The sequence below is a fragment of the Nonomuraea sp. NPDC049655 genome, assembly GCF_044465465.1.
GTDB lineage: Bacteria > Actinomycetota > Actinomycetes > Streptosporangiales > Streptosporangiaceae > Nonomuraea.
On sequence record NZ_JBITLS010000007.1, the window covers coordinates 360,541 to 377,928 of the forward strand.

The window sequence follows — 17,388 nt, forward strand, 5'->3', positions numbered from 1 at the left end:
CATGGTCAAATCGTGTTCTCAAAACTCCCGGTTCCTCCCCGTTCCTATGCGTCTGTCAACTTCACCCCGCCGGCCACCAGGCAAGCACGCAGCTCGGCGATTTGCTTCTCTGTCGCGGCAACGAGCGGCAGACGCACCGGTCCCACCGGCACACCCACCAAGCTCAGCGCCGCCTTTGCCATGATCGCGCCACCGGCCTTCAGCATGATCCCGTCTACTACAGGGGCCACCTGGCCGTGTACCTCCAGCGCTTGCTTCACGTCACCGCTCCTGTGCAACTCGATCATGCGAGCCAGTTCGGAGCCCACGACATGTCCGACGACGCTGACGAACCCCGCGGCGCCGAGGGACAGCCAGGCGAGGTTGAGCAGGTCGTCGCCGGAGTAGAAGACGAGATCGGTCGCCGTCATGACCTGGCTCGCGGCAAACAAGTCGCCCTTTGCGTCCTTCACTGCCACGATGCGGTCGTGCTGCGCCAGGCGGATCAAGGTCTCGGTCTTGATCGGCACGCCGCTGCGCCCAGGGATGTCATAGAGCATCACCGGGAGCTCGGTGGCGTCGGCCACGAGGGTGAAGTGCTGATAGAGCCCCTCCTGCGGGGGCTTGCTGTAGTAGGGCGTCACCACCAGCAGCCCGTGGGCGCCCACCTCCGCCGCCTGCTTCGCGAGCTTGACGGTGTGGCGTGTGTCATTCGTCCCCACCCCTGCCACTACGGCGGCGCGGTCGCCAACGGCCTCCAGGACGGCGCTGACGATTCGTCGCTTCTCATCGTCCGAGGTGGTGGGCGACTCGCCTGTCGTCCCATTGACGATCAGGCCGTCGTTGCGCTGCTCGTCCACCAGGTAGGTGGCCAGGCGTCGTACGCCTTCGTAGTCGACGTCGCCGTCAGAGGTGAACGGCGTGACCATCGCGGTCAGCATGCGACCGAAGGGCGCTTCGGCGGTTCCAGTTGGCGATGCCATAGTGCGAACGCTACCTGGATTCGGAAAAACGTTGGACGTCGCCACCCCGCTTTGCCTGCCCGACGGAGCCATTTGCCCTCATTCGCAGGCATTTGGAGGAGCAAGGTGACAGGGATGACCGCATGGGGTAACCCGATCTACTTCGCTCGCGATCACCTCGCCAGCAGCCGAGTCTCCATCATATCCGCCCACGTCCACCTTTCCCTGGGCGGGGCCGAAGAGGGAAGATCAGCCACCACCCGGCGCCCCCTACCGGGACAGTTCGATCTGGTACCTGATGAAACCTCTGTTCTCGGCCACCTTGTCATACAGGCGGCGCGCGGTGCTGTTGGATTCGTGGGTGTTCCAGTAGACACGGGAGCAGCCGCCATCCCGAGCCCAGTCCGCAACAGCCTCGATCAGTTTGCGTCCCACTCCCTTGCCTCGGACATCGGGAGCGGTGAACAGATCCTGGAGGTAGCAGACGTCGGCGTCAGGGGCCGAGGTGCTGGCATGGACCAGGAAGTGGGTGATGCCGACGAGCCGCCCGTCCAGTCTCGCGCCGAAGGCGTGCATCCGAGTGTCTGCCTGGAACTCCTGCCAGGCCCGTCCATACATCTCGTCGGGTTCGACTCTCTGGTAAAAGTCGATGTACGCCCGGAACAAGCTCTCCCACGCATCCCGGTCGGACGGCATGAGCTTGCCAATGCTGATCACGTGGTCTCCTTACAGGCGCGGCCTCAGACAGCCGAGCCCAAGGGATGGACCGGGCCGACAACTAAGACGAAAGGCGGAGCTCACAACCTAGGGAGAAGGTGGCTCTCTACGACACGGCCACTTCTTCGGGATACCAGAAGACCACTCTTCCTGAGCCGACCACAGCCCGGGGGTATGCGGCACGAAATCCCGCCGCTCTCACCAGCCACCAATCCAGAGAGGCACTCCGACGCTGCACCGCCGCACAACCCCTCGGCGAGAGCACTGAGCTGCGGGAAATCCCGCCGACCGACAGCTCCTGTCGGCGCTAAGGCTCTACAGGCGCTGATGGCACTGGAGTGCCCCTGATGACGTTGCGCGTGTTGATGACCTTCTGGGCGCTGGTGGCCCCTGCGGGCGTTGGTGGCCCTGCGGGCGTTGGTGGCCCTAGGGGTGCAGGGGCCTTGCGGGTGCCAGGGGCCTTGCGGGTGCCGGCGGCCGGTGCTGACGGCCGTGCGGGTACCGATGACCCTACGGGGAGTGAGCGCTGTCCTCGGCTGCCCTCTTGGCCGCTGAGCACCACAGCTGGGACTCCTGCCGGGGCCGATCACGTGCGCCCGTTCAGCCCGTCACTCTCCGCGTTTGCGGGCACGCGCGGCTGCGGCCGTCTCGTGGTCGCGGGCAGGGACAGGGCAACTGGGTGCTGTTTCCGTTCCCATCCGACAGGTTCTTCTCTCAGCGCTCCGCTGTTGCGCGTCCCCCACCGTCCATCCGGCAAGTTGGGTGGGACATGCCGTGAAAAGACAGGAAGCGGAGCTCGACGTACTGAATGAGCTGCACAAGCGTGCCTCGACGGCTGCATCTGAGGGCGCGCATTGGAAGAGGTCGTCGATATGTGCTCGGGGGTACACACATCGACGACCTCTACCGGAGAATCGGTGTCCCTTACATCAGCGTTACAGGGTTTCTCCGATAATTTTGCGCCATCGCAAAGTTGGGGCTCCAGCAGTCATCGATGACGGTCGGTTACCTGTCGAATACGGCAACATGGGGCAACGCCTCACACGAACCCCCAGGGATGGACTAGTGGCCACCTCAGATCCGGTCTACCTGCGTGTCGTCGAAGACATCCGGCGGCAGATCCTCGACGGCACCCTCCCCCCAGGCGCGCCCATTCCCTCACGGGCGCAACTGACCCGTAAGTATCAGGTCGGTGAGACCGCTGCCCGTCACGCTCTACGCGTCCTTGCGGGCGAGGGTCTCATCATCGGCCGTGTTGGTTCAGGCCATTACGTCAGGGACCGTCCAAATTTGACCCCCTTGCATCGGTGGCGCTTCCTGGACCACCCTGCGCCGTTCGCATCCGACCTGCAGTCCCAAGGCAGGCGTGTGACGTGGGATTGGCACAGCGAACCGGCCGACGCCAGCCCCGATATCGCCAGACGTCTACGCATCGACGAACATTCCACGCTGACCAGAACGCACTACGTCTTTCGCGGCGACGGCAAGCCGATCCAACTTGTCACCGCCTACGAGCCGATGGCGTTCGTCGCCCACACTGAGGAGGAACGCCGTAGCTTGGTCGCGAGAATGTACGCGCATGGCATAAAGATCACCGAGGTCGTCGAGAGCATCCACACCCGGGTGCCCCAACCGGCCGAGAGCGATGCGCTCGATCTGGCGGCAGGGGTTCACGTTCTGCATGTCGAACGTACGCACTGGGCCGGCGAACGTCCTGTCGAAACGAGCGACATCGTCATCCCGGGCGATCGCTTCAGAGTGATGTACAGCATGCCCGTCTGACCGGTTCAGGGCTCCGGGTGGCGCCGCACCTCGCCGCCTGGAGCCTCACGTACCCACACAAAGGCCCCTGGGAAGCGACACCTCAAGGAACCGAAGGACCGCAGGCCGGATCGCCATCCGCCTACTCATCGGCCACAGGGCGCGGTAAGACTGGCCCTGCCCCATCGCCCTCGTGGCCCCACATGGGGACTACGCGCCATGAGGCTCCGATGTTCCGGTACTCGGTCGCCTCACAACCAATCCTCTTCCGACCGTGAATCACCTACAGCTTTGGCGCGAGGATCGCATCAGACCACGTCAAGAGCCGCTGCAACCTGAGCCGCGGATCACGAGTCTCGCCTGCTTGTGATCAGCGTTGGTGACGGGCCTCCGCGCCACTGCACAGGCTCACTGTTCGTAGATCAAGTCCGGCATCCGTCGTAGATGGCGGCTTGCGCCTGCGGGCGAGGAACGCCTCACTGCTTGCCCCGTCAGTAGTCGGTGTCCTGCACAGCCCCGGGCAGTCGGACGCGATCAGCCGCGCAGCCGCACGCGAATAAACCTGGCGACGTCGGTGGTCATCCTCGCGATAATGGCCGACGTGGAGCAGATCGAGGTCGTCGTCGCGCATAACGAGCGCGCGACCCTGCGTGCCGGGGACGTGTTTCTGAAGATCGACGCCGACCAGACGCGCACTGACGTCGAGGTCGAAGCCATGGCCATAGCGCCGATCCCGACGCCGAAGGTTCTGTGGCGCAAACCGCCCGTGCTCGCGCTCGCCACTGTTCCAGGGACGGCACTCGGTCGCCTGGGCGAGCCGTCCGTCGCGTCGCCGGCGGCATGGGCCGCGGTGGGTGCCGCCGTGCGGATGCTGCACGACGCACCCCTGCCACCATGGCCTGGTCAGAGCTTGGACGCGGTCACCTCGCGTCTCGACGCCGAATGCGAGTGGCTCGTCACGAATGGCGTCCTTTCGACCGATCTGGTCACGCGCAATCGCGAGGTGGCCGCGGCTGCGCTCCGGCCATGGAAACCGGTGTTCACGCACGGCGATCTTCAGATCACGCACGTGTTCGTAGAAGGCGACGAGGTCACCGGCGTAATCGACTGGTCCGAGGCGGGCCAGGGCGATGCGCTGTTCGACCTTGCCATCTTGACGCTCGGACATGAGGACCGCCTGGGCGATCTGATCGCCGGCTACGGGGCCGATGTCGACCTCGACGTGATCCGCGGGTGGTGGTCCTCGCGAAGCTTGCTGGCGATCAGATGGCTGATCGAGCACGGCTTCGACCCGTTTGCGCCAGGCTGCGAGATCGACGTGCTGAAAGCCCGGATGTGAGCTGGACGAGCTGACGGCCAGGAGCGCTGCTCCGCCGGGTCGAGTGAGGCGTATCCGCAAGCGCGTCGTCTTCCTGGCAGACGATGTGATGGCCTCGATGACCGCTAGCAGGCGGTCAACGACATCGGGCTGCCGAAGCACGACTCGAGGCGACGATACGCCTCGACTGCCGAAGGCGTGCGTCGCGAACATGCCCGCGACGAAGCCTCGGGGGTGTTGGTGTGGCTCGCGCTCGGCGGGATCTCCGAATCGACGCTAATGAAGCTCACTGCCCTGTATCGGAATCAGCGCGATAATCACCGCTTCGGCGAGCGAGCCTCCAACGAAGCCATCAACACGGCCCCTGGAAACATAGGCTTGAATGACAGAAATCCGGATATCCGATCGATTTCTCCTGCATAGAATCTGATGTCCGCGCATTCTGTCACTTTTTCGGACGAACAAGAGCGGTCGAGAGCAAGCAGTAGATCGTAAGTGGCGCTGCCGGGCACCCCGAGGCGAGCGCCTAGAGCACCCACCAGCGTCAATGGTCCCAACATCGACGCCGACCAGCCGCGTGTTCCAGCTGGCGACCATGCAGTGGCTGGGGAACAGCTCTCTCATCATGCCACGCAAGATCACTCGCCGGCTGGTTTGATGCGCGTCACGCCATTGCGAAGACGGTCATTCTTCGCAATCGTGGATCGCGGTTGCCATCAACGTAGCTCAAGCGCGATATATCCGCCCACTGCGTCCTTATCGGCCTGGATATCAGAGCCTGAGATTGTCGGTCCTCGTTGATAGAACGGGTGCGGAGGTTGCGAATGCGAGTCAAAGATCTGTGCGAGCGCGATCGGCCGCGAGAAAGGCTCATGTCGAGCGGCGCGGCGGCGCTTGCCGACCGGGAGTTGCTGGCCGTTCTGCTCGGCTCCGGCTTCCGCGGGGCGAGCGCGCTGGAACTGGCCAGTCAAGTCATCGAACACTGCGGCGATCTCGATGCGCTCGGGCGCGCTGATCCGCACCGGCTGCTCAGACTGCGAGGCATAGGGCCGGCCAAGGCCGCGCGCGTGGCGGCGGCCTTTCATCTCGTACGACGTGCGGCGTCGGAACCTGCGCGGATGCGCATCGCCAGCACATCCGACCTGGCGAAGGTCTGCGCCCCCTTACTGCGTGGCCTCGGGCATGAACGCTTCGTCGTGGTGGTGTGCGATACGCGCGGTGGTGTGCTGAAACGTTCGGTGCTGACAGAGGGTGGCGCCGATCACACGACGGTGCCCGTGCGGGAGACGATCTCCCTTGTGCTCACCACCGGTGGCGCCATGTTCGGCGTCGCCCATAATCACCCTGGAGGCTCTCTCGATCCCAGCGAGGCCGATCTGGAAGTCACCGCCCGCCTCGCCGAGGCCGCCCGGACAGTCGGGCTACGTCTCCTCGACCATCTCATCATCACGGATGCGGCTTGGAGGCGGATCTCCATGTGAATCATTTCATCCAGGACCTCGGCGGACGTATTAACGCGTGGCGCCCAAAAGGACCCTTCCTCCGGCAGCGCCGAACAGGAGAAACACATGAGGCGGCCATGAGAGCCTAATGGCACGAGTTGCGGCGCTAATGGACGTCGGCCGGCCAACACACTCATTCAGGCGTGGTCCCGCACACCCGGGAGAGCACGGGACCACGTTCTCCTTTCTTGCGAATAGATTTCGTGGTGCGAGAGGTCGGCGGCAAAGAAGGGACCGCGGCCCCTGAATCTGCTCGATGGCCGGCAGCACACGGCAGCCTGCGCCTGCACCCGTCCGTCCGTCAGTCCGCCAAGGAAGCCTGACGGGTGGCGCCGGGAGAGATCGCATGTCCGAGGCTCGCTTGACTACTCAAAGGACATGGGCCGGATTGTCCATCATCTCTAAAATGGTGACTGTTCGGGTTGCAGATTACTGTTGAGCGCAAGACGGTAGTCATGAGGAAAAGTCGTTGATGGCCTATGTCCTCGTCACAGGTGCTCGAGAATTTTGGCCAATCCTTGCCGATCTGCTGCGCTGGCCATGACGGAGAAGGCACACTGGTTCCTGCGGCCATTGCAAGCCTCCTTCACCCCTTGAATCGTTGCTATTCGAAGGAGCTTGCGATGGCCGTCCTTATTGTCCTGGTGACGAGGGTGAGAGCAGAAAGCAGCCGAGGATAGGGATAAATGCGCCATACGGACCTGACGAATGCGGAGTGGGAACGGCTGGTGCCGTTGCTGCCTGACGGCGACGTTGGACGCCGGCGGCACGGAGACCAGCGAACGCTGATCAACGGGGTGCTGTACCAGGCGCGAACCGGGTCGCCTTGGCGCAGCCTCCCGGATCGGTTCGGATGCTGGATCACGGTCTACAAACGGCAGCGCCGCTGGGCGGCGGATGGGACCTGGGGGCGTCTGCTCAGGGATGTGCAGGCCGCGCAAGGCTGCGGCAGGCACGTGAACGGAGATGTTGTGGTGCACCCTGGCGCTGTGGTGACCTACGACATCGGGCCGTCGGCTGGGGCTGCTCGCGAGACGGGGTCCGGATCGGTACAGCAGAGAGATCCGGTGTTGGCGAGCTTGGAACTCCGGCTGACCGAGGTGATCAAGATGGGGAAACGTAAGGGTTGATGTGAGGGCGCTGGTGCCGGCAGGCGCCTGTTGGTTGCCTGGGAAGGGGGGCCTGCCGTCCCGACTTGATCGGCTGTGTGATCAAGGGGCGGCGGGAGACTCGGTGTGGTGCTTCGCCTATGGGATCCATCCGGCCCACGGGCAAGTATCAAGCGTCCGGCTGATCATCGCCTACCTCCGCTCGGAGGGTCACTGGTGGGGGTGAGCGAGCTTGTTCAGTCGCTGACAGGTCGCGCCAATGCGGACAAGGGGCGCGGGAGTGCGGTGGCGGCCTGGGCGCCTCGGTCGTAGCTTTGGGCGCCGAGCGGCGCGGGGGGCCGCACTCGACGAGGCGGCGGAGGTCTCGTGACGTCCTGGTCGACGGTCACTTTGTGTGCAAAATGGTGATCACGAGTGTTGTGTGCAGCAGCCCGGGCGAGACCCAGCTTCCGCTTTTTACCAACGGCTCGCCTGTACGTCGGGAGGTGGGCCAGTCAGCAGGGTGTGATGCCCACGCATTTAGCCAATTCTGCGGTCCCTGTTTCGGGAGGCTGCTATCTCATATCCAACTATATGCCAGGCATGGCAGGACATGACGGTGCTACGTCCGCACTTCTGCGTGCTTCTACAGGCGGGCGAGCGAGGCTGAACGATGGCGTACCTTCGATCTGGCTGCTCATTTAAGCGCTCCGGCCCGACTGCGGCCCTTTGCCGCGGGCGGCGGCAGATTGATCCACCTTATCTAGGTGGTCTTATTTCCCCCGACAAGGCGGGCGAATGGGGATGTTCACTGGAAAAGCGTCGGTGGGCGGAGGAAGAAAACCACTCCGGGGCGCTTGTCGGGGATCGCTTCAGGCAGGGACGTCTTGCCAATATGTGCTCGCAGCAAGTGGGGGCCGGCCGCTGTGGGTGGGCTCCCTTGTCGTCCGCTGGTAGGGGGGTAGGGGTACGTGAACGTTGAGGTGGAGATCCTCGATCTACAACTCCGTCTGCAGGCGCTGGAGGCTCGCTCGTGCACGGGTGGGCGGGATGCGGTGTTGGCAGGGCTGGCTACGGCGAGGGCGGAGATCGTCGAGGTTCGCTCAGGGGTCGGTCGTGACTTTGAGATCCTCAACTTCGAGATCGCGCGCCTTCGCGAACGGTTCGACGAGAGCTGCAAGGCCAGCCTGGCGGAGACGTTGACGATGCTTGAGGGGCTACGGTTCCAGCTCGATGATCTCGGGCTCAGACTGGATCGCCTGTTGGCGAAAGATGATGCCTGAGCGGCCTTGAGCCCCCGGTCTGAGTCGGAGGCTCTTTGTTGGGGTCGCTCGACTGCTCCAACATTTGATGGCGATGATACTGGAGGTCGTCTTCAGAGCTCGTTTGGACCGGATCGGCCAGGAGAGGCGTCGGGAAATGGTGACGGCCATCCCGTGCTCCTTCTAGGGCCTTGTCCGAGAACGAAGGAGCCAACGTGATGGCCGCGAGGAACAGTGTGCCTTCTTCGAGATGGCGTGCAAAGCCGTTTCGAAACTGTGGCTCCTACTTCTCTCTTCTCGGCCTGGCTTCGGACGGAATGCCAACGCGTCCCTCTTAGTCAGGAAAATCGGGCTTGAGTGACAGCTTGTTGGCGAATTGCAGTACAGCGACCGGGCCGTTGAACGTTGCCCAGGATGGCGCAAGAATATCTTCAGGGGGCAAAGGGTCTCGGCAAGCCCTGGTGTGCAACTGCAGGCTTGTAGAGGTGCCGCCATCGTCGTTGGCCGGCGCTGCCGGCCACTCAGACGACCGCACGTAAGTAGACATTGTTCGTGTCGCGAGACGAATAGGTCCGCGGGGGCCTACGCAGGGCCGCAGAGCCGCGCTTGAGCGGCACAGGGAGCCTTGGGGGTGCGTTCGAGCGGGAGGGCTGGTTTTGTCAGGCTCTCCCGATAGGTTGCCTCAGGTGGGCGAACAACGCGGGGTTCGTGCTGCTGGAGGTAGCGACTCAGGGGCGGGGGCTTCTCTACGCCTAGAGGATGAGCCGAAGGTGAGTGCTGGTCTGGCGCGTGCCCGGGCTATCGGGCGTTGCCGGTCAGCAGACAGTCCCAGAGCAGCTGGGTTCTGAGGGCGGAGCCCCGGAAGGTCTCCTCCAGGATCGGGATGCTGCCATTCTTGCGGGCTCGGCGGATGAAGCGCTGCCCTCCGATCTGGCAGAGCTCGTAGATCATGGGCTCGCAGTGGCAGGTGTATGCCCGGACCCGTACGCGTTCGTAGGGGGAGCGGGTGGGATACCAGCGGATGGCTGTGCGGCCTGGGCGGGGTTCTGGGAGGTGGATGCCCATGCAGGGTTCGTAGTCCAGGGAGAGTACGGCCATGACCGGAGAATACGTCTGGTTGTATCCGGTCGTCTATTCGGAAAGATGACTCTGTCTGAGTAGGCAGGAGGATATGGGAGGGCTCGTATACCTTCGTCTATGTTGCCGGTGTGCTGGACTACGACGGCGACACCCACATCTACGTACAGATCGCGGAGATCCTTCGACGGCGGGTCGAGGGGCTCGTGTCTGGGCATCCCGTGCCGAGCGAGGCCGACATTCAGCACGAGTTCGGGGTCGCGCGGACGACGGCCCGCCGGGCCATCCACGTGTTGCGCGAGGAAGGGCTCATCTACACGGTCCAGGGCGAGGGAACGTTCGTCGGCGCGCCTGATGAAGCACCGCGTAAGCAGCGGAAAGTGCCGCTCTATCGGCAGATCGCTTCCGATATGGCCAAGCAGATCAGGGCGGGGCATTTCCAGCCCAAGCGGGCGATCCCGGGTGAGACAGCGTTGGTGCAGCAGTACGACGTGGCGCGGGAGACGGTGCGGCGGGCCATGGCGTTGTTGCGAGAGCAAGGGTGGATCTACACCGTGCCGCAGCGTGGGAGTTACGTGTCGCCGGAAGAGTCGTGGCCCCAGGATTGAGATTCACTCATCTGCTTGTATCCAGACGTCTAAGGTATGAGCATGCTCGACCGAGACGGCCCTGTGCCGATCTATGTGCAGATTGCCGAGATGATCGAGGGTCAGATTCTGAGAGGTGAGCTGCTGGCCGGCGAGGCGGTGATGAGCGAGCTGGCCATGGAGGCCGAGTTCGACGTGGCGAGGTCAACCGTCCGGAACGTGGTGCGGGAGCTGCGTCGGCGGCAGCTCGTGCACACAGTGGCAGGGAAGGGGACGTTCGTCGGAGGCGCCATGGATGGGGTGTGAGACGACGGCACAGGGAACGACGGAGGGGGAAGTACGCGGGAGTTGGGCGGGGCGGTTCGCTGAGGGCGCCGGTGCGGGGTGACGGCGGCGCGAGTTGTATCGCCTGCGCAGCAGGGCTTGAGTCCGGGGGCCTGCGAATGCGTGCCTGGCGAGAGGCGGATGCTTGGCCGGGAGTGGATGCTCGGCCCCAGGGGCGGATGCTTGGCCGGGAGTGGATGCTTGGCCAAGGGCGGATGCTCGCCCCACTGATGGATGCTTGGCTGGGAATGGGTGCTTGGCCGGGAGTGGACGCTTGGCCGAGGGGCGTGGTCGGGGTCTGTATATAGGTGGTTGATGGGCACGCTCCCCCCAAGCGTGGGTTGAGGGGCGTTGCGGTGGGGGGTGGTTGTTCGGGGGCTGGTTGTGTTTGGGGGGCTTGGTGTTTGGGCGCGGGGGCTAGGCGGGGAGTAGGCGGTAGTGGAGGCAGACGATTGTGGAGGTGTCGTTCACCTCGTGGCCCAAGGATGACCAGTAGCGCTGGTGGACGTCCCGCCAGTGCTGGATCGAGGTGAATCCTTCGCCTTCCGCCTCGGCGAACTCCCACGGCACTTCGGCGAACGGCACCAGCGCCACTGAGGTGATCTCGATCGTGGCGGCCTTCTCGCCGGCGTCGTTCACGAGGATCAGGTGTTCGCCGACGTGCTCGACCTCTTCGCCCTCCGCCTCGTAGTCGAGGGGTAGGAGACCGGCGGTGGCGGTCTTCGCGCCTGAGAGGGTGAGGTCGGTCAGCAGGGTGCGCACCTTGCCGGGCGTGCCGAGGGCGAGGACTCTGCGTCCGTCGATGCGGGGCCACATACGCGCATCCTAGAAGACGGGGATGATCTCCTCCGGGTCGATGACGTTCACCTCGACGCCTTCCAGGTCCAGTTCGGGTATGGCGGGGAAGGCGATGCCCCATCGTTCGACGATCGCGCGGACCTTCGCCATGGCCACGCCCCAGTTCTCCTTCTGTTCCTCGTACGACAGCACGCCCAGTCCCGCTTCCCTGGCGTGGTCCATCAGGACGCGGTGGTTGTCGAGGAAGTAGGGCGGGAGTTCCCAGAAACCTTCCGGAGGCTCCCAGAGAATCATGGAGAGGAACACGAAACCGGCCCGCAGCTGGCGGGTGATGAGGCTGCGGGTCTCGTCGGTGAGGCCCGGCCATTCGTTCTCCAGAATGGTCATGCAGATTTGCAGATGACGGGACTCGTCGAGGCCGATGCGCTGGAACATCTCGCCGAAGACCGGATGCCGGGTGCCCGTGGCCATGCCTCTGAACAGCGTGGAGGCGGCCATCTCGCCCATCATGAAACTCGTGAACAGGACCGGCAGCGAGTATCTTCCGACGGCGCTGGTGTAGCCGTTCCAGTAGCGGCCGCCGTTGTGGTAGAGCCAGCCGATGTTGTTGTGTGCGGCCTTTTCGAGATCGTCTTCGGGGGTCCAGTTCAGGGGGCCGCCGGGCCACAGCCGGGCTATGGTGCGCTGGCAGCACTCCTCATGGTTCATCTCGTCGCGGGTGATGGAGAAGAAGCACTTCCGGACCGGGTCTTCCTCGTGTTTCTCGAAAGCCTGGATGGTTGCGCGGGCGAACACGGCCGGGCCCGAGGCGTCGAAATTGGCGAGGACGGCGAACCAGTACATGATGCCCAGGCGCTGTTCGCGGGTGAAGTCGTCCGGATCGAGGCCGTCCCATGGGAGGTCGGCCGGGTTCCAGAGTTTGCGCTTGGACTTCTCGTAGATGGCCGCGAGTTTCTCGGTCTCCACGCGCCATTCCATCGGATAGATGTTGGGCTGCGGGATCTCCGGCGCGGGCCAGAAGCCGCCTTCCGGGATCGTGAGGTCCGCCATGGTTGTGACACCTCCCCTGCCATCCTGCGTGGCGGCGTCACGCCATGCAAGCTTCGCCGCGGCCCGGTGCGCACGTCGTCGTGCCAGGCCTTTCCCTACGAGCGGGTGCGCTGCGTGACGGCGACGCAGGCCAGGACGGCGAGTGCGGCGGCCACGGTGGCCGGGCCGAAACGTTCGCCCATCAGGACCCAGGCCCAGATGAGGGTCAGCAGCGGCTGCGCCAGCTGGGTCTGGCCGGCTCTGGCGATGCCGCCTCTGGCCAGGCCGGCGTACCAGGGGATGAAGCCGAGGAACATCGAGATCAGCGCCACGTAGGCGAAGCCGGCCAGGGCGGGGGCGGTCGTCGTGATGGGGGTGGTGAGGACCAGGACCGCGGTGATCACGGCGGTCAGCGGGAGGGAGAGGACGAGGGCATGGCTGATCACCTGCCAGCCGGGGGTCGTCCTGGTCAGGCGGCCGCCTTCGGTGTAGCCGAGCGCGGCTGACAGGAGGGCGCCGACCAGGAGCAGGTCCGGCCAGGCGGCGCCGGCCTGGCCTCGGGTGAGGGTGAAGGCGATGATCGCGGCGGCGCCGGCGGCGCAGGCGGCCCAGAACAGGGGGCGGGGGCGTTCGCCGGCCCGTACGACGGCGCAGGCGGCGGTGGCGGCGGGGAGCAGGGCGATGACCACGGCGGCATGGGAGGTGCTGGCGCCCAGGTCGAGGGCGAGGCTGCTGAACACTGGGAACCCGAAGACCACGCCCAGGGAGATCACGGCGTAGGAGGGCCAGTGGCGGCGTGGCGGGAGGAGGGGCAGGCGGGCGGCCATGAGGCAGACCAGGGCGATGAGGCCGGCGACGGCGGCGCGGCCGATGGCGACCAGCCAGGGGTCGAAGCCGCGCATCGCGTAGACGGTGCCGGGGAAGCTGCCGGAGAAGGCCAGGACGCCCAGGAAGGCCAACATCGTCCCTTGCCGGGCGCGGGCGGCTCCGCCGGCGCCCTTCAGGGCGTCGCGAAGGGTGGGGGCGCCGTTGGAGGTCCCGGTGCCGTTGGAGGTCCCGGCGCCGTTCGAGGTCGCAGCGCCGTTCGAGACCCTAGCGCCGTTCGAAGTGGCGGTGCCTTTGGAGATCTCGGTGCCTTTGGAGGTGGCGGTGCCGTTGGAGGTGGCGGGTCCCTTCAAGAGGGCCGGAGAGAAGGCGGGAGGGGCGGCGGGCTCCAGGACAGGAGCTGGGGAGGGGGAGGGTGAGGTGCTGGTCCTGTCGGACGGGCTGGAAGAGGTGGCCGGGTTCTGAGGGGCGGCCGGCTGGTTGTGGGTGGCGGAAGAGCCGGGGGTGGAAGAGCCCGGGGCGGGAGGTGGGGTGGGGGTTGTCTTGGGGCGAGGGGTGGGCGGGGGTGCTACTGCGTTTTGGGCGGTAGCGCTATCCTTGTCCTTCATGACCAACGATAGCAGTATCGCCCAGATTGCTGCGATACTGCGGGAAGAGGCCGCCCGTCTGGGGCCTGGTGCGCGGCTTCCGTCCAGCCGGGAGATCATGCGGCGGCACAACGTCAGCCCCGTGACGGTCTCGCGCGCCATCGGCCAGCTCGCCGCCGAAGGGCGGGTGGTGTCGCGTCCGGGAAGCGGCGCGTTCGTGGCGCCGCGGCAGGTCGTGCGCGGTCAGGACCCTCTGGACCTGTCCTGGCAGACGGTCGCCCTCGGCGACCGGGTGGTGGACGACGGGTCGGTGGCGGCGCTGCTCGCGCAGCCGCCCGAGGAGGTGGTGCCGTTGACCGGCGGCTACCTGAACCCGGGGTTGAGGCCGGACAGGCAGCTTGCGGCGGCCGCCGCGCGGGCGGTGCGCCGTCCGGACGTCTGGGCGACGCCGCCGTTGAACGGCCTGCACGAGCTGCGCGGCTGGTTCGCCCGCCAGGCCGGGGGCGACGTGACGGCGGCGGACGCGCTGATCGTCAGCGGCGGCCAGGCGGCGCTGACGCACGCGTTCAGGGCGCTGGCGGCCCCCGGGACGCCGGTGCTGGTCGAGACGCCCACCTATCCCGGAGCGCTGGCGGCGGCCAAGGCGGCCGGGCTGCGGGCGACGGCCGTGCCGATGGACCGCGACGGCGTACGGCCGGACCTGCTCGCCGAGGCGTTCGCCGTCACCGGCGCGCGGGTGTTCTTCTGCCAGCCCACCCTGCACAACCCCACCGGCGCGACGTTGCCCCTGGAGCGGCGCGCGCAGGTGCTGGAGGTGGCCAGGGCGGCGGGGGCGTTCGTGATCGAGGACGACTACGCCCGCTACCTGTCCCCCGCCGCTCCCCCGTCGCTGGCCTCCATGGACGCGCACGGCACGGTCGTCAACGTGGGCTCGCTGACCAAGATCCTGTCCCCCAGCCTGCGGGTGGCCGCGGTCGTGGCCCGTGGGCCGGCCGCGCACCGGCTGCGGGCCAGCCAGCTCGTCGAGTCGTTCTTCGTGGCGCGGCCGTTGCAGGAGACGGCGCTGGAGTTCGTGGGCTCGGCGGCGTGGGGCAGGCATCTGAACGCCGTGCACGCCGAGATCGCGACCAGGCGGGACGCGCTCGCCGCGGCGCTGGCGGCCCACGTCCCGGGGGCGGAGGTGCATCTGCTTCCGATCGGCGGTCTGCACCTGTGGCTGCGGCTGCCCGCGGAGGTGGACGAGAACACCCTGGTCGAGACGGCCCGGCGGTACGGGACGCTGGTGAGCCCAGGGCGGATGTACTACCCGTCGGAGCCGCCGGGCCCGCGGATCAGGGTGACGCACATGGCCGCCGCCAACCTGACGGTCCTGGCGGAGGGGGTGCGGAGGCTCGGGCGGGCGCTGGACGCACAGGTCCGGTGATGGGACGCCCGGTTCGGGCGACACGGGCGCGCCCGGCCGCGATCATCGCCCCACGGGCCGCCCCACCTCAGTCGGTGGGCGGGGATCGACACGCGCGGATCAACACGCGCGGATCGACACGCGCGGATCGACACGCGCGGACGTGACCACGGGCTGGCGCGGACGGGCTGGCGCGGACCAGCCGGCGCCGAAGAGCGGACGCAGATGGGCGGACGGCTGGCGGCGGGCGCGGAGGCCGTTGGAGCGGGTCGTCGTACGGGTGGGGGGAATGTGTCGGCGGGTGTTCAGCGACGTGCCCGGGAATCGTTCGCGCTCATGGTGTTCGATGCGGGTATGCGGTGACAACACCAAGACACGCGCATACCGGGCGTGGAAGCGGGGTTCGCGTCATCTCCAAGGCTCAAACACCGATACGGTGTAACTCGTGCCTTGTGGCACGAACGGCAGGCGAAGGAGCGGGCCGAGATGGCAGACGTAGGCGTCCGGGCGGCCCGGCGCGAGGATGTTCTCCAGGTTGCGAATACTCAGATCCGCGCCTGGCGCTACGGATATCGGGAGTTCCTCCCGGAAGGCCCACTCGAGCAGATGACGGGGCCGGCGGCCGAGAAGATGTGGCTGCGTCAGTGGGACGAGGCGATCGTCGCCCCGCCCGGCCCCTCGTGCCGGGTGCTGGTCGCGGTGGAGACCATCCTCGACACCGAGGGTTTCCCCGCGCTGGGTGCGGGCGGCAGCGCGGCGCTGACGACCCCGCGCGGCGGCGAGCGGGTGGTGGGGCTGGCCTCGCACGCCCCCGCCGAGGACCCCGACCTGGATCCCAGCAGGGTCGCCGAGATGCTGACGCTGCTGGTCGATCCCGACTTCGTCCGCCGCGGCCACGGCAGCCGCCTGCTCAACGCCACCGTCGACTACCTGCGTGAGGACGGCTTCCGCCAGATCGTCACCTGGGTGTTCGCCGACAACTACGCTGTGCTCGGTTTCCTGGAGTCGGCCGGCTGGGGCGAGGACATGGCCGAACGCGTCCTCGACATGGGCCGTCCGATCCGCATGGTCAGGCTCACCACGGATATCAGCTAGAGGTTCGACAGCATGGCAACCCCCGGTCAGTGGACCGCAGGCGCGCGCCCGCGCACGCTTCCCAACGCCGTAGTCCCCGTCATGGTCGGTACGGGCGTGGCGATCGGCGACGGCGGATTCGTCTGGTGGCGCGCGGTCCTGGCGCTGCTCGTGGCGCTGTCCCTGCAGATCGGCGTCAACTACGCCAACGACTACAGCGACGGCATTCGCGGCACCGACGACCAGCGCGTCGGCCCGATGCGGCTCGTGGGCTCGCGGGCGGCCACGCCCCGGCAGGTCCTGACGGCGGCGCTGGGCTGCTTCGCGGTCGCGGCGGTGCTCGGGCTGGTGCTGGTGGTCGTGACGCGGGCGTGGTGGATCCTGCTGGTGGGGGTCGCGTGCATCGCGGCGGCCTGGTTCTACACCGGCGGCAAGCGGCCCTACGGCTACCGCGGCCTGGGCGAGCTGGCGGTCTTCGTGTTCTTCGGCGTGGTCCCGGTGATGGGCACCGCGTACGTGCAGACCGAGCAGCTGAGCTGGACGGCGTTCCTTGCCTCGATCCCGGTGGGGTTGTTGTCCTGCTCGATGCTGGTGGTCAACAACCTGCGCGACGTCCAGACGGACGGCACGTCGGGCAAGCGCACGCTGGCGGTGGTGCTCGGCGCCGAGCGCACCCGGGCCTTGTACGTGTTGTGCCAGGTGGTGCCGTTCGTGGTGGCGCTGGCGATGATCGCGGTCACGCCGTGGGCGGCGCTGGCGGCGCTGGCCGCGCCGCTCGCGGTCACGCCGATCAGGACCGTGCTGGGCAAGGCCGTCGGGCCGGCGCTGATCGCGGTCCTGCAGCAGACGGGCAAACTGCAGATGGCGTACGGCCTGCTGTTCGCGGTCGGCCTGGCGATCACCCTGTAGCCAGTCACAGCAGTCGGCCTGGCGATCACCCTGTAGCCAGTCACAGCAGTCGGCCTGGCGATCACTCTCTAGCCAGGTACGGCGGTCGGCTTGGCGATCACTTTGTAGCCGGGGCACAACTGGCTCCCAGCACGCTCGTATGTCCCGATAACTCACCAGGTCACCCCCCTACGGTTCACTGTGTGCG

General features: G+C 66.5%; 18 protein-coding genes. 12 read left to right on the plus strand and 6 right to left on the minus strand.

The features are described 5' to 3' along the window. Positions 1 to 44 precede the first annotated feature (44 nt). Both dapA and ACIBQ6_RS24460 read right to left on the minus strand, forming a co-directional pair. The gene (gene dapA / locus ACIBQ6_RS24455) at positions 45 to 962 is read right to left on the minus strand and encodes a 4-hydroxy-tetrahydrodipicolinate synthase (RefSeq protein ID WP_387683417.1); all 918 of its coding nucleotides are present in this window, start codon (positions 960 to 962) and stop codon (positions 45 to 47) included. Positions 963 to 1,211: 249 nt separating this feature from the next. After that, the gene (locus tag ACIBQ6_RS24460) at positions 1,212 to 1,658 is read right to left on the minus strand and encodes a GNAT family N-acetyltransferase (protein ID WP_364344650.1); all 447 of its coding nucleotides are present in this window, start codon (positions 1,656 to 1,658) and stop codon (positions 1,212 to 1,214) included. 1,065 nt (positions 1,659 to 2,723) lie between these two features. On the opposite strand from ACIBQ6_RS24460, the gene ACIBQ6_RS24465 reads away from it, so the two are divergent. From ACIBQ6_RS24465 to ACIBQ6_RS24485, 5 genes are all read left to right on the plus strand, one after another. Continuing rightward, positions 2,724 to 3,440 (plus strand): GntR family transcriptional regulator, encoded by a 717-nt coding sequence (locus ACIBQ6_RS24465; protein WP_352320788.1) that lies wholly within the window; start codon positions 2,724 to 2,726, stop codon positions 3,438 to 3,440. A 571-nt stretch (positions 3,441 to 4,011) separates the two neighbouring features. Then, entirely contained in the window at positions 4,012 to 4,758 is a 747-nt protein-coding gene (locus tag ACIBQ6_RS24470; protein WP_397214650.1) for a phosphotransferase family protein, read from the plus strand. A gap of 803 nt (positions 4,759 to 5,561) precedes the next feature. Then, complete coding sequence (radC, locus tag ACIBQ6_RS24475; RefSeq protein WP_358298369.1) at positions 5,562 to 6,218, plus strand: DNA repair protein RadC; 657 nt, start codon at positions 5,562 to 5,564, stop codon at positions 6,216 to 6,218. A 707-nt stretch (positions 6,219 to 6,925) separates the two neighbouring features. Then, a complete protein-coding gene (locus tag ACIBQ6_RS24480; protein WP_397214652.1) occupies positions 6,926 to 7,369 on the plus strand; it encodes a transposase in 444 nt (147 codons plus the stop codon). A 929-nt stretch (positions 7,370 to 8,298) separates the two neighbouring features. Further along, entirely contained in the window at positions 8,299 to 8,610 is a 312-nt protein-coding gene (locus tag ACIBQ6_RS24485; RefSeq protein ID WP_397214654.1) for a hypothetical protein, read from the plus strand. Positions 8,611 to 9,387: 777 nt separating this feature from the next. On the opposite strand, the gene ACIBQ6_RS24490 is transcribed toward ACIBQ6_RS24485, so the two are convergent. Next, the gene (locus ACIBQ6_RS24490) at positions 9,388 to 9,687 is read right to left on the minus strand and encodes a hypothetical protein (RefSeq protein ID WP_358298375.1); all 300 of its coding nucleotides are present in this window, start codon (positions 9,685 to 9,687) and stop codon (positions 9,388 to 9,390) included. A 110-nt stretch (positions 9,688 to 9,797) separates the two neighbouring features. On the opposite strand from ACIBQ6_RS24490, the gene ACIBQ6_RS24495 reads away from it, so the two are divergent. Beyond that, complete coding sequence (locus ACIBQ6_RS24495; RefSeq protein ID WP_358298377.1) at positions 9,798 to 10,274, plus strand: GntR family transcriptional regulator; 477 nt, start codon at positions 9,798 to 9,800, stop codon at positions 10,272 to 10,274. 42 nt (positions 10,275 to 10,316) lie between these two features. Beyond that, the gene (locus ACIBQ6_RS24500) at positions 10,317 to 10,559 is read left to right on the plus strand and encodes a GntR family transcriptional regulator (protein ID WP_358298379.1); all 243 of its coding nucleotides are present in this window, start codon (positions 10,317 to 10,319) and stop codon (positions 10,557 to 10,559) included. A 435-nt stretch (positions 10,560 to 10,994) separates the two neighbouring features. Here ACIBQ6_RS24500 and ACIBQ6_RS24505 read toward each other — a convergent pair whose 3' ends face one another. The 3 genes from ACIBQ6_RS24505 to ACIBQ6_RS24515 all read right to left on the minus strand — a co-directional run bounded on the left by ACIBQ6_RS24505 (position 10,995) and on the right by ACIBQ6_RS24515 (position 13,366). Beyond that, entirely contained in the window at positions 10,995 to 11,393 is a 399-nt protein-coding gene (locus tag ACIBQ6_RS24505; RefSeq protein ID WP_364340249.1) for an ASCH domain-containing protein, read from the minus strand. Between the two features lie 9 nt (positions 11,394 to 11,402). Continuing rightward, complete coding sequence (locus ACIBQ6_RS24510) at positions 11,403 to 12,425, minus strand: hypothetical protein (protein WP_397214657.1); 1,023 nt, start codon at positions 12,423 to 12,425, stop codon at positions 11,403 to 11,405. 95 nt (positions 12,426 to 12,520) lie between these two features. Next, positions 12,521 to 13,366: a DMT family transporter gene (locus ACIBQ6_RS24515; protein ID WP_397214659.1), complete on the minus strand. Its 846-nt coding sequence runs from the start codon at positions 13,364 to 13,366 to the stop codon at positions 12,521 to 12,523. Positions 13,367 to 13,445: 79 nt separating this feature from the next. On the opposite strand from ACIBQ6_RS24515, the gene ACIBQ6_RS24520 reads away from it, so the two are divergent. The 5 genes from ACIBQ6_RS24520 to ACIBQ6_RS24540 all read left to right on the plus strand — a co-directional run bounded on the left by ACIBQ6_RS24520 (position 13,446) and on the right by ACIBQ6_RS24540 (position 17,201). Continuing rightward, positions 13,446 to 13,694: a hypothetical protein gene (locus tag ACIBQ6_RS24520; protein WP_397214661.1), complete on the plus strand. Its 249-nt coding sequence runs from the start codon at positions 13,446 to 13,448 to the stop codon at positions 13,692 to 13,694. A 141-nt stretch (positions 13,695 to 13,835) separates the two neighbouring features. Further along, positions 13,836 to 15,239, plus strand: coding sequence for a PLP-dependent aminotransferase family protein (locus ACIBQ6_RS24525; protein ID WP_397214663.1), 1,404 nt, complete (start codon positions 13,836 to 13,838; stop codon positions 15,237 to 15,239). 268 nt (positions 15,240 to 15,507) lie between these two features. Next, on the plus strand, positions 15,508 to 15,660 hold the full coding sequence (locus ACIBQ6_RS24530; protein WP_397214818.1) for a CGNR zinc finger domain-containing protein: 153 nt from the start codon (positions 15,508 to 15,510) through the stop codon (positions 15,658 to 15,660). Between the two features lie 164 nt (positions 15,661 to 15,824). Next, positions 15,825 to 16,313 carry a GNAT family N-acetyltransferase gene (locus tag ACIBQ6_RS24535; RefSeq protein WP_358298391.1) on the plus strand — a complete coding sequence of 163 codons (489 nt, stop codon included), beginning with the start codon at positions 15,825 to 15,827 and terminating at the stop codon, positions 16,311 to 16,313. A gap of 12 nt (positions 16,314 to 16,325) precedes the next feature. Beyond that, positions 16,326 to 17,201 (plus strand): 1,4-dihydroxy-2-naphthoate polyprenyltransferase, encoded by an 876-nt coding sequence (locus ACIBQ6_RS24540; RefSeq protein ID WP_397214665.1) that lies wholly within the window; start codon positions 16,326 to 16,328, stop codon positions 17,199 to 17,201. Positions 17,202 to 17,388 lie beyond the last annotated feature (187 nt).

Bases quoted from the DNA above. Each gene is read 5' to 3' on its own strand.
- ACIBQ6_RS24500 (WP_358298379.1), top strand. From the start codon at position 10,317: ATGCTCGACCGAGACGGCCCTGTGCCGATCTATGTGCAGATTGCCGAG.
- dapA (WP_387683417.1), bottom strand. From the start codon at position 962: ATGGCATCGCCAACTGGAACCGCCGAAGCGCCCTTCGGTCGCATGCTG.
- ACIBQ6_RS24470 (WP_397214650.1), top strand. From the start codon at position 4,012: ATGGCCGACGTGGAGCAGATCGAGGTCGTCGTCGCGCATAACGAGCGC.
- ACIBQ6_RS24480 (WP_397214652.1), top strand. From the start codon at position 6,926: ATGCGCCATACGGACCTGACGAATGCGGAGTGGGAACGGCTGGTGCCG.
- ACIBQ6_RS24515 (WP_397214659.1), bottom strand. From the start codon at position 13,366: ATGTTGGCCTTCCTGGGCGTCCTGGCCTTCTCCGGCAGCTTCCCCGGC.
- ACIBQ6_RS24510 (WP_397214657.1), bottom strand. From the start codon at position 12,425: ATGGCGGACCTCACGATCCCGGAAGGCGGCTTCTGGCCCGCGCCGGAG.
- ACIBQ6_RS24530 (WP_397214818.1), top strand. From the start codon at position 15,508: ATGTGTCGGCGGGTGTTCAGCGACGTGCCCGGGAATCGTTCGCGCTCA.
- radC (WP_358298369.1), top strand. From the start codon at position 5,562: ATGCGAGTCAAAGATCTGTGCGAGCGCGATCGGCCGCGAGAAAGGCTC.
- ACIBQ6_RS24525 (WP_397214663.1), top strand. From the start codon at position 13,836: ATGACCAACGATAGCAGTATCGCCCAGATTGCTGCGATACTGCGGGAA.
- ACIBQ6_RS24505 (WP_364340249.1), bottom strand. From the start codon at position 11,393: ATGTGGCCCCGCATCGACGGACGCAGAGTCCTCGCCCTCGGCACGCCC.
- ACIBQ6_RS24540 (WP_397214665.1), top strand. From the start codon at position 16,326: ATGGCAACCCCCGGTCAGTGGACCGCAGGCGCGCGCCCGCGCACGCTT.
- ACIBQ6_RS24490 (WP_358298375.1), bottom strand. From the start codon at position 9,687: ATGGCCGTACTCTCCCTGGACTACGAACCCTGCATGGGCATCCACCTC.
- ACIBQ6_RS24535 (WP_358298391.1), top strand. From the start codon at position 15,825: ATGACGGGGCCGGCGGCCGAGAAGATGTGGCTGCGTCAGTGGGACGAG.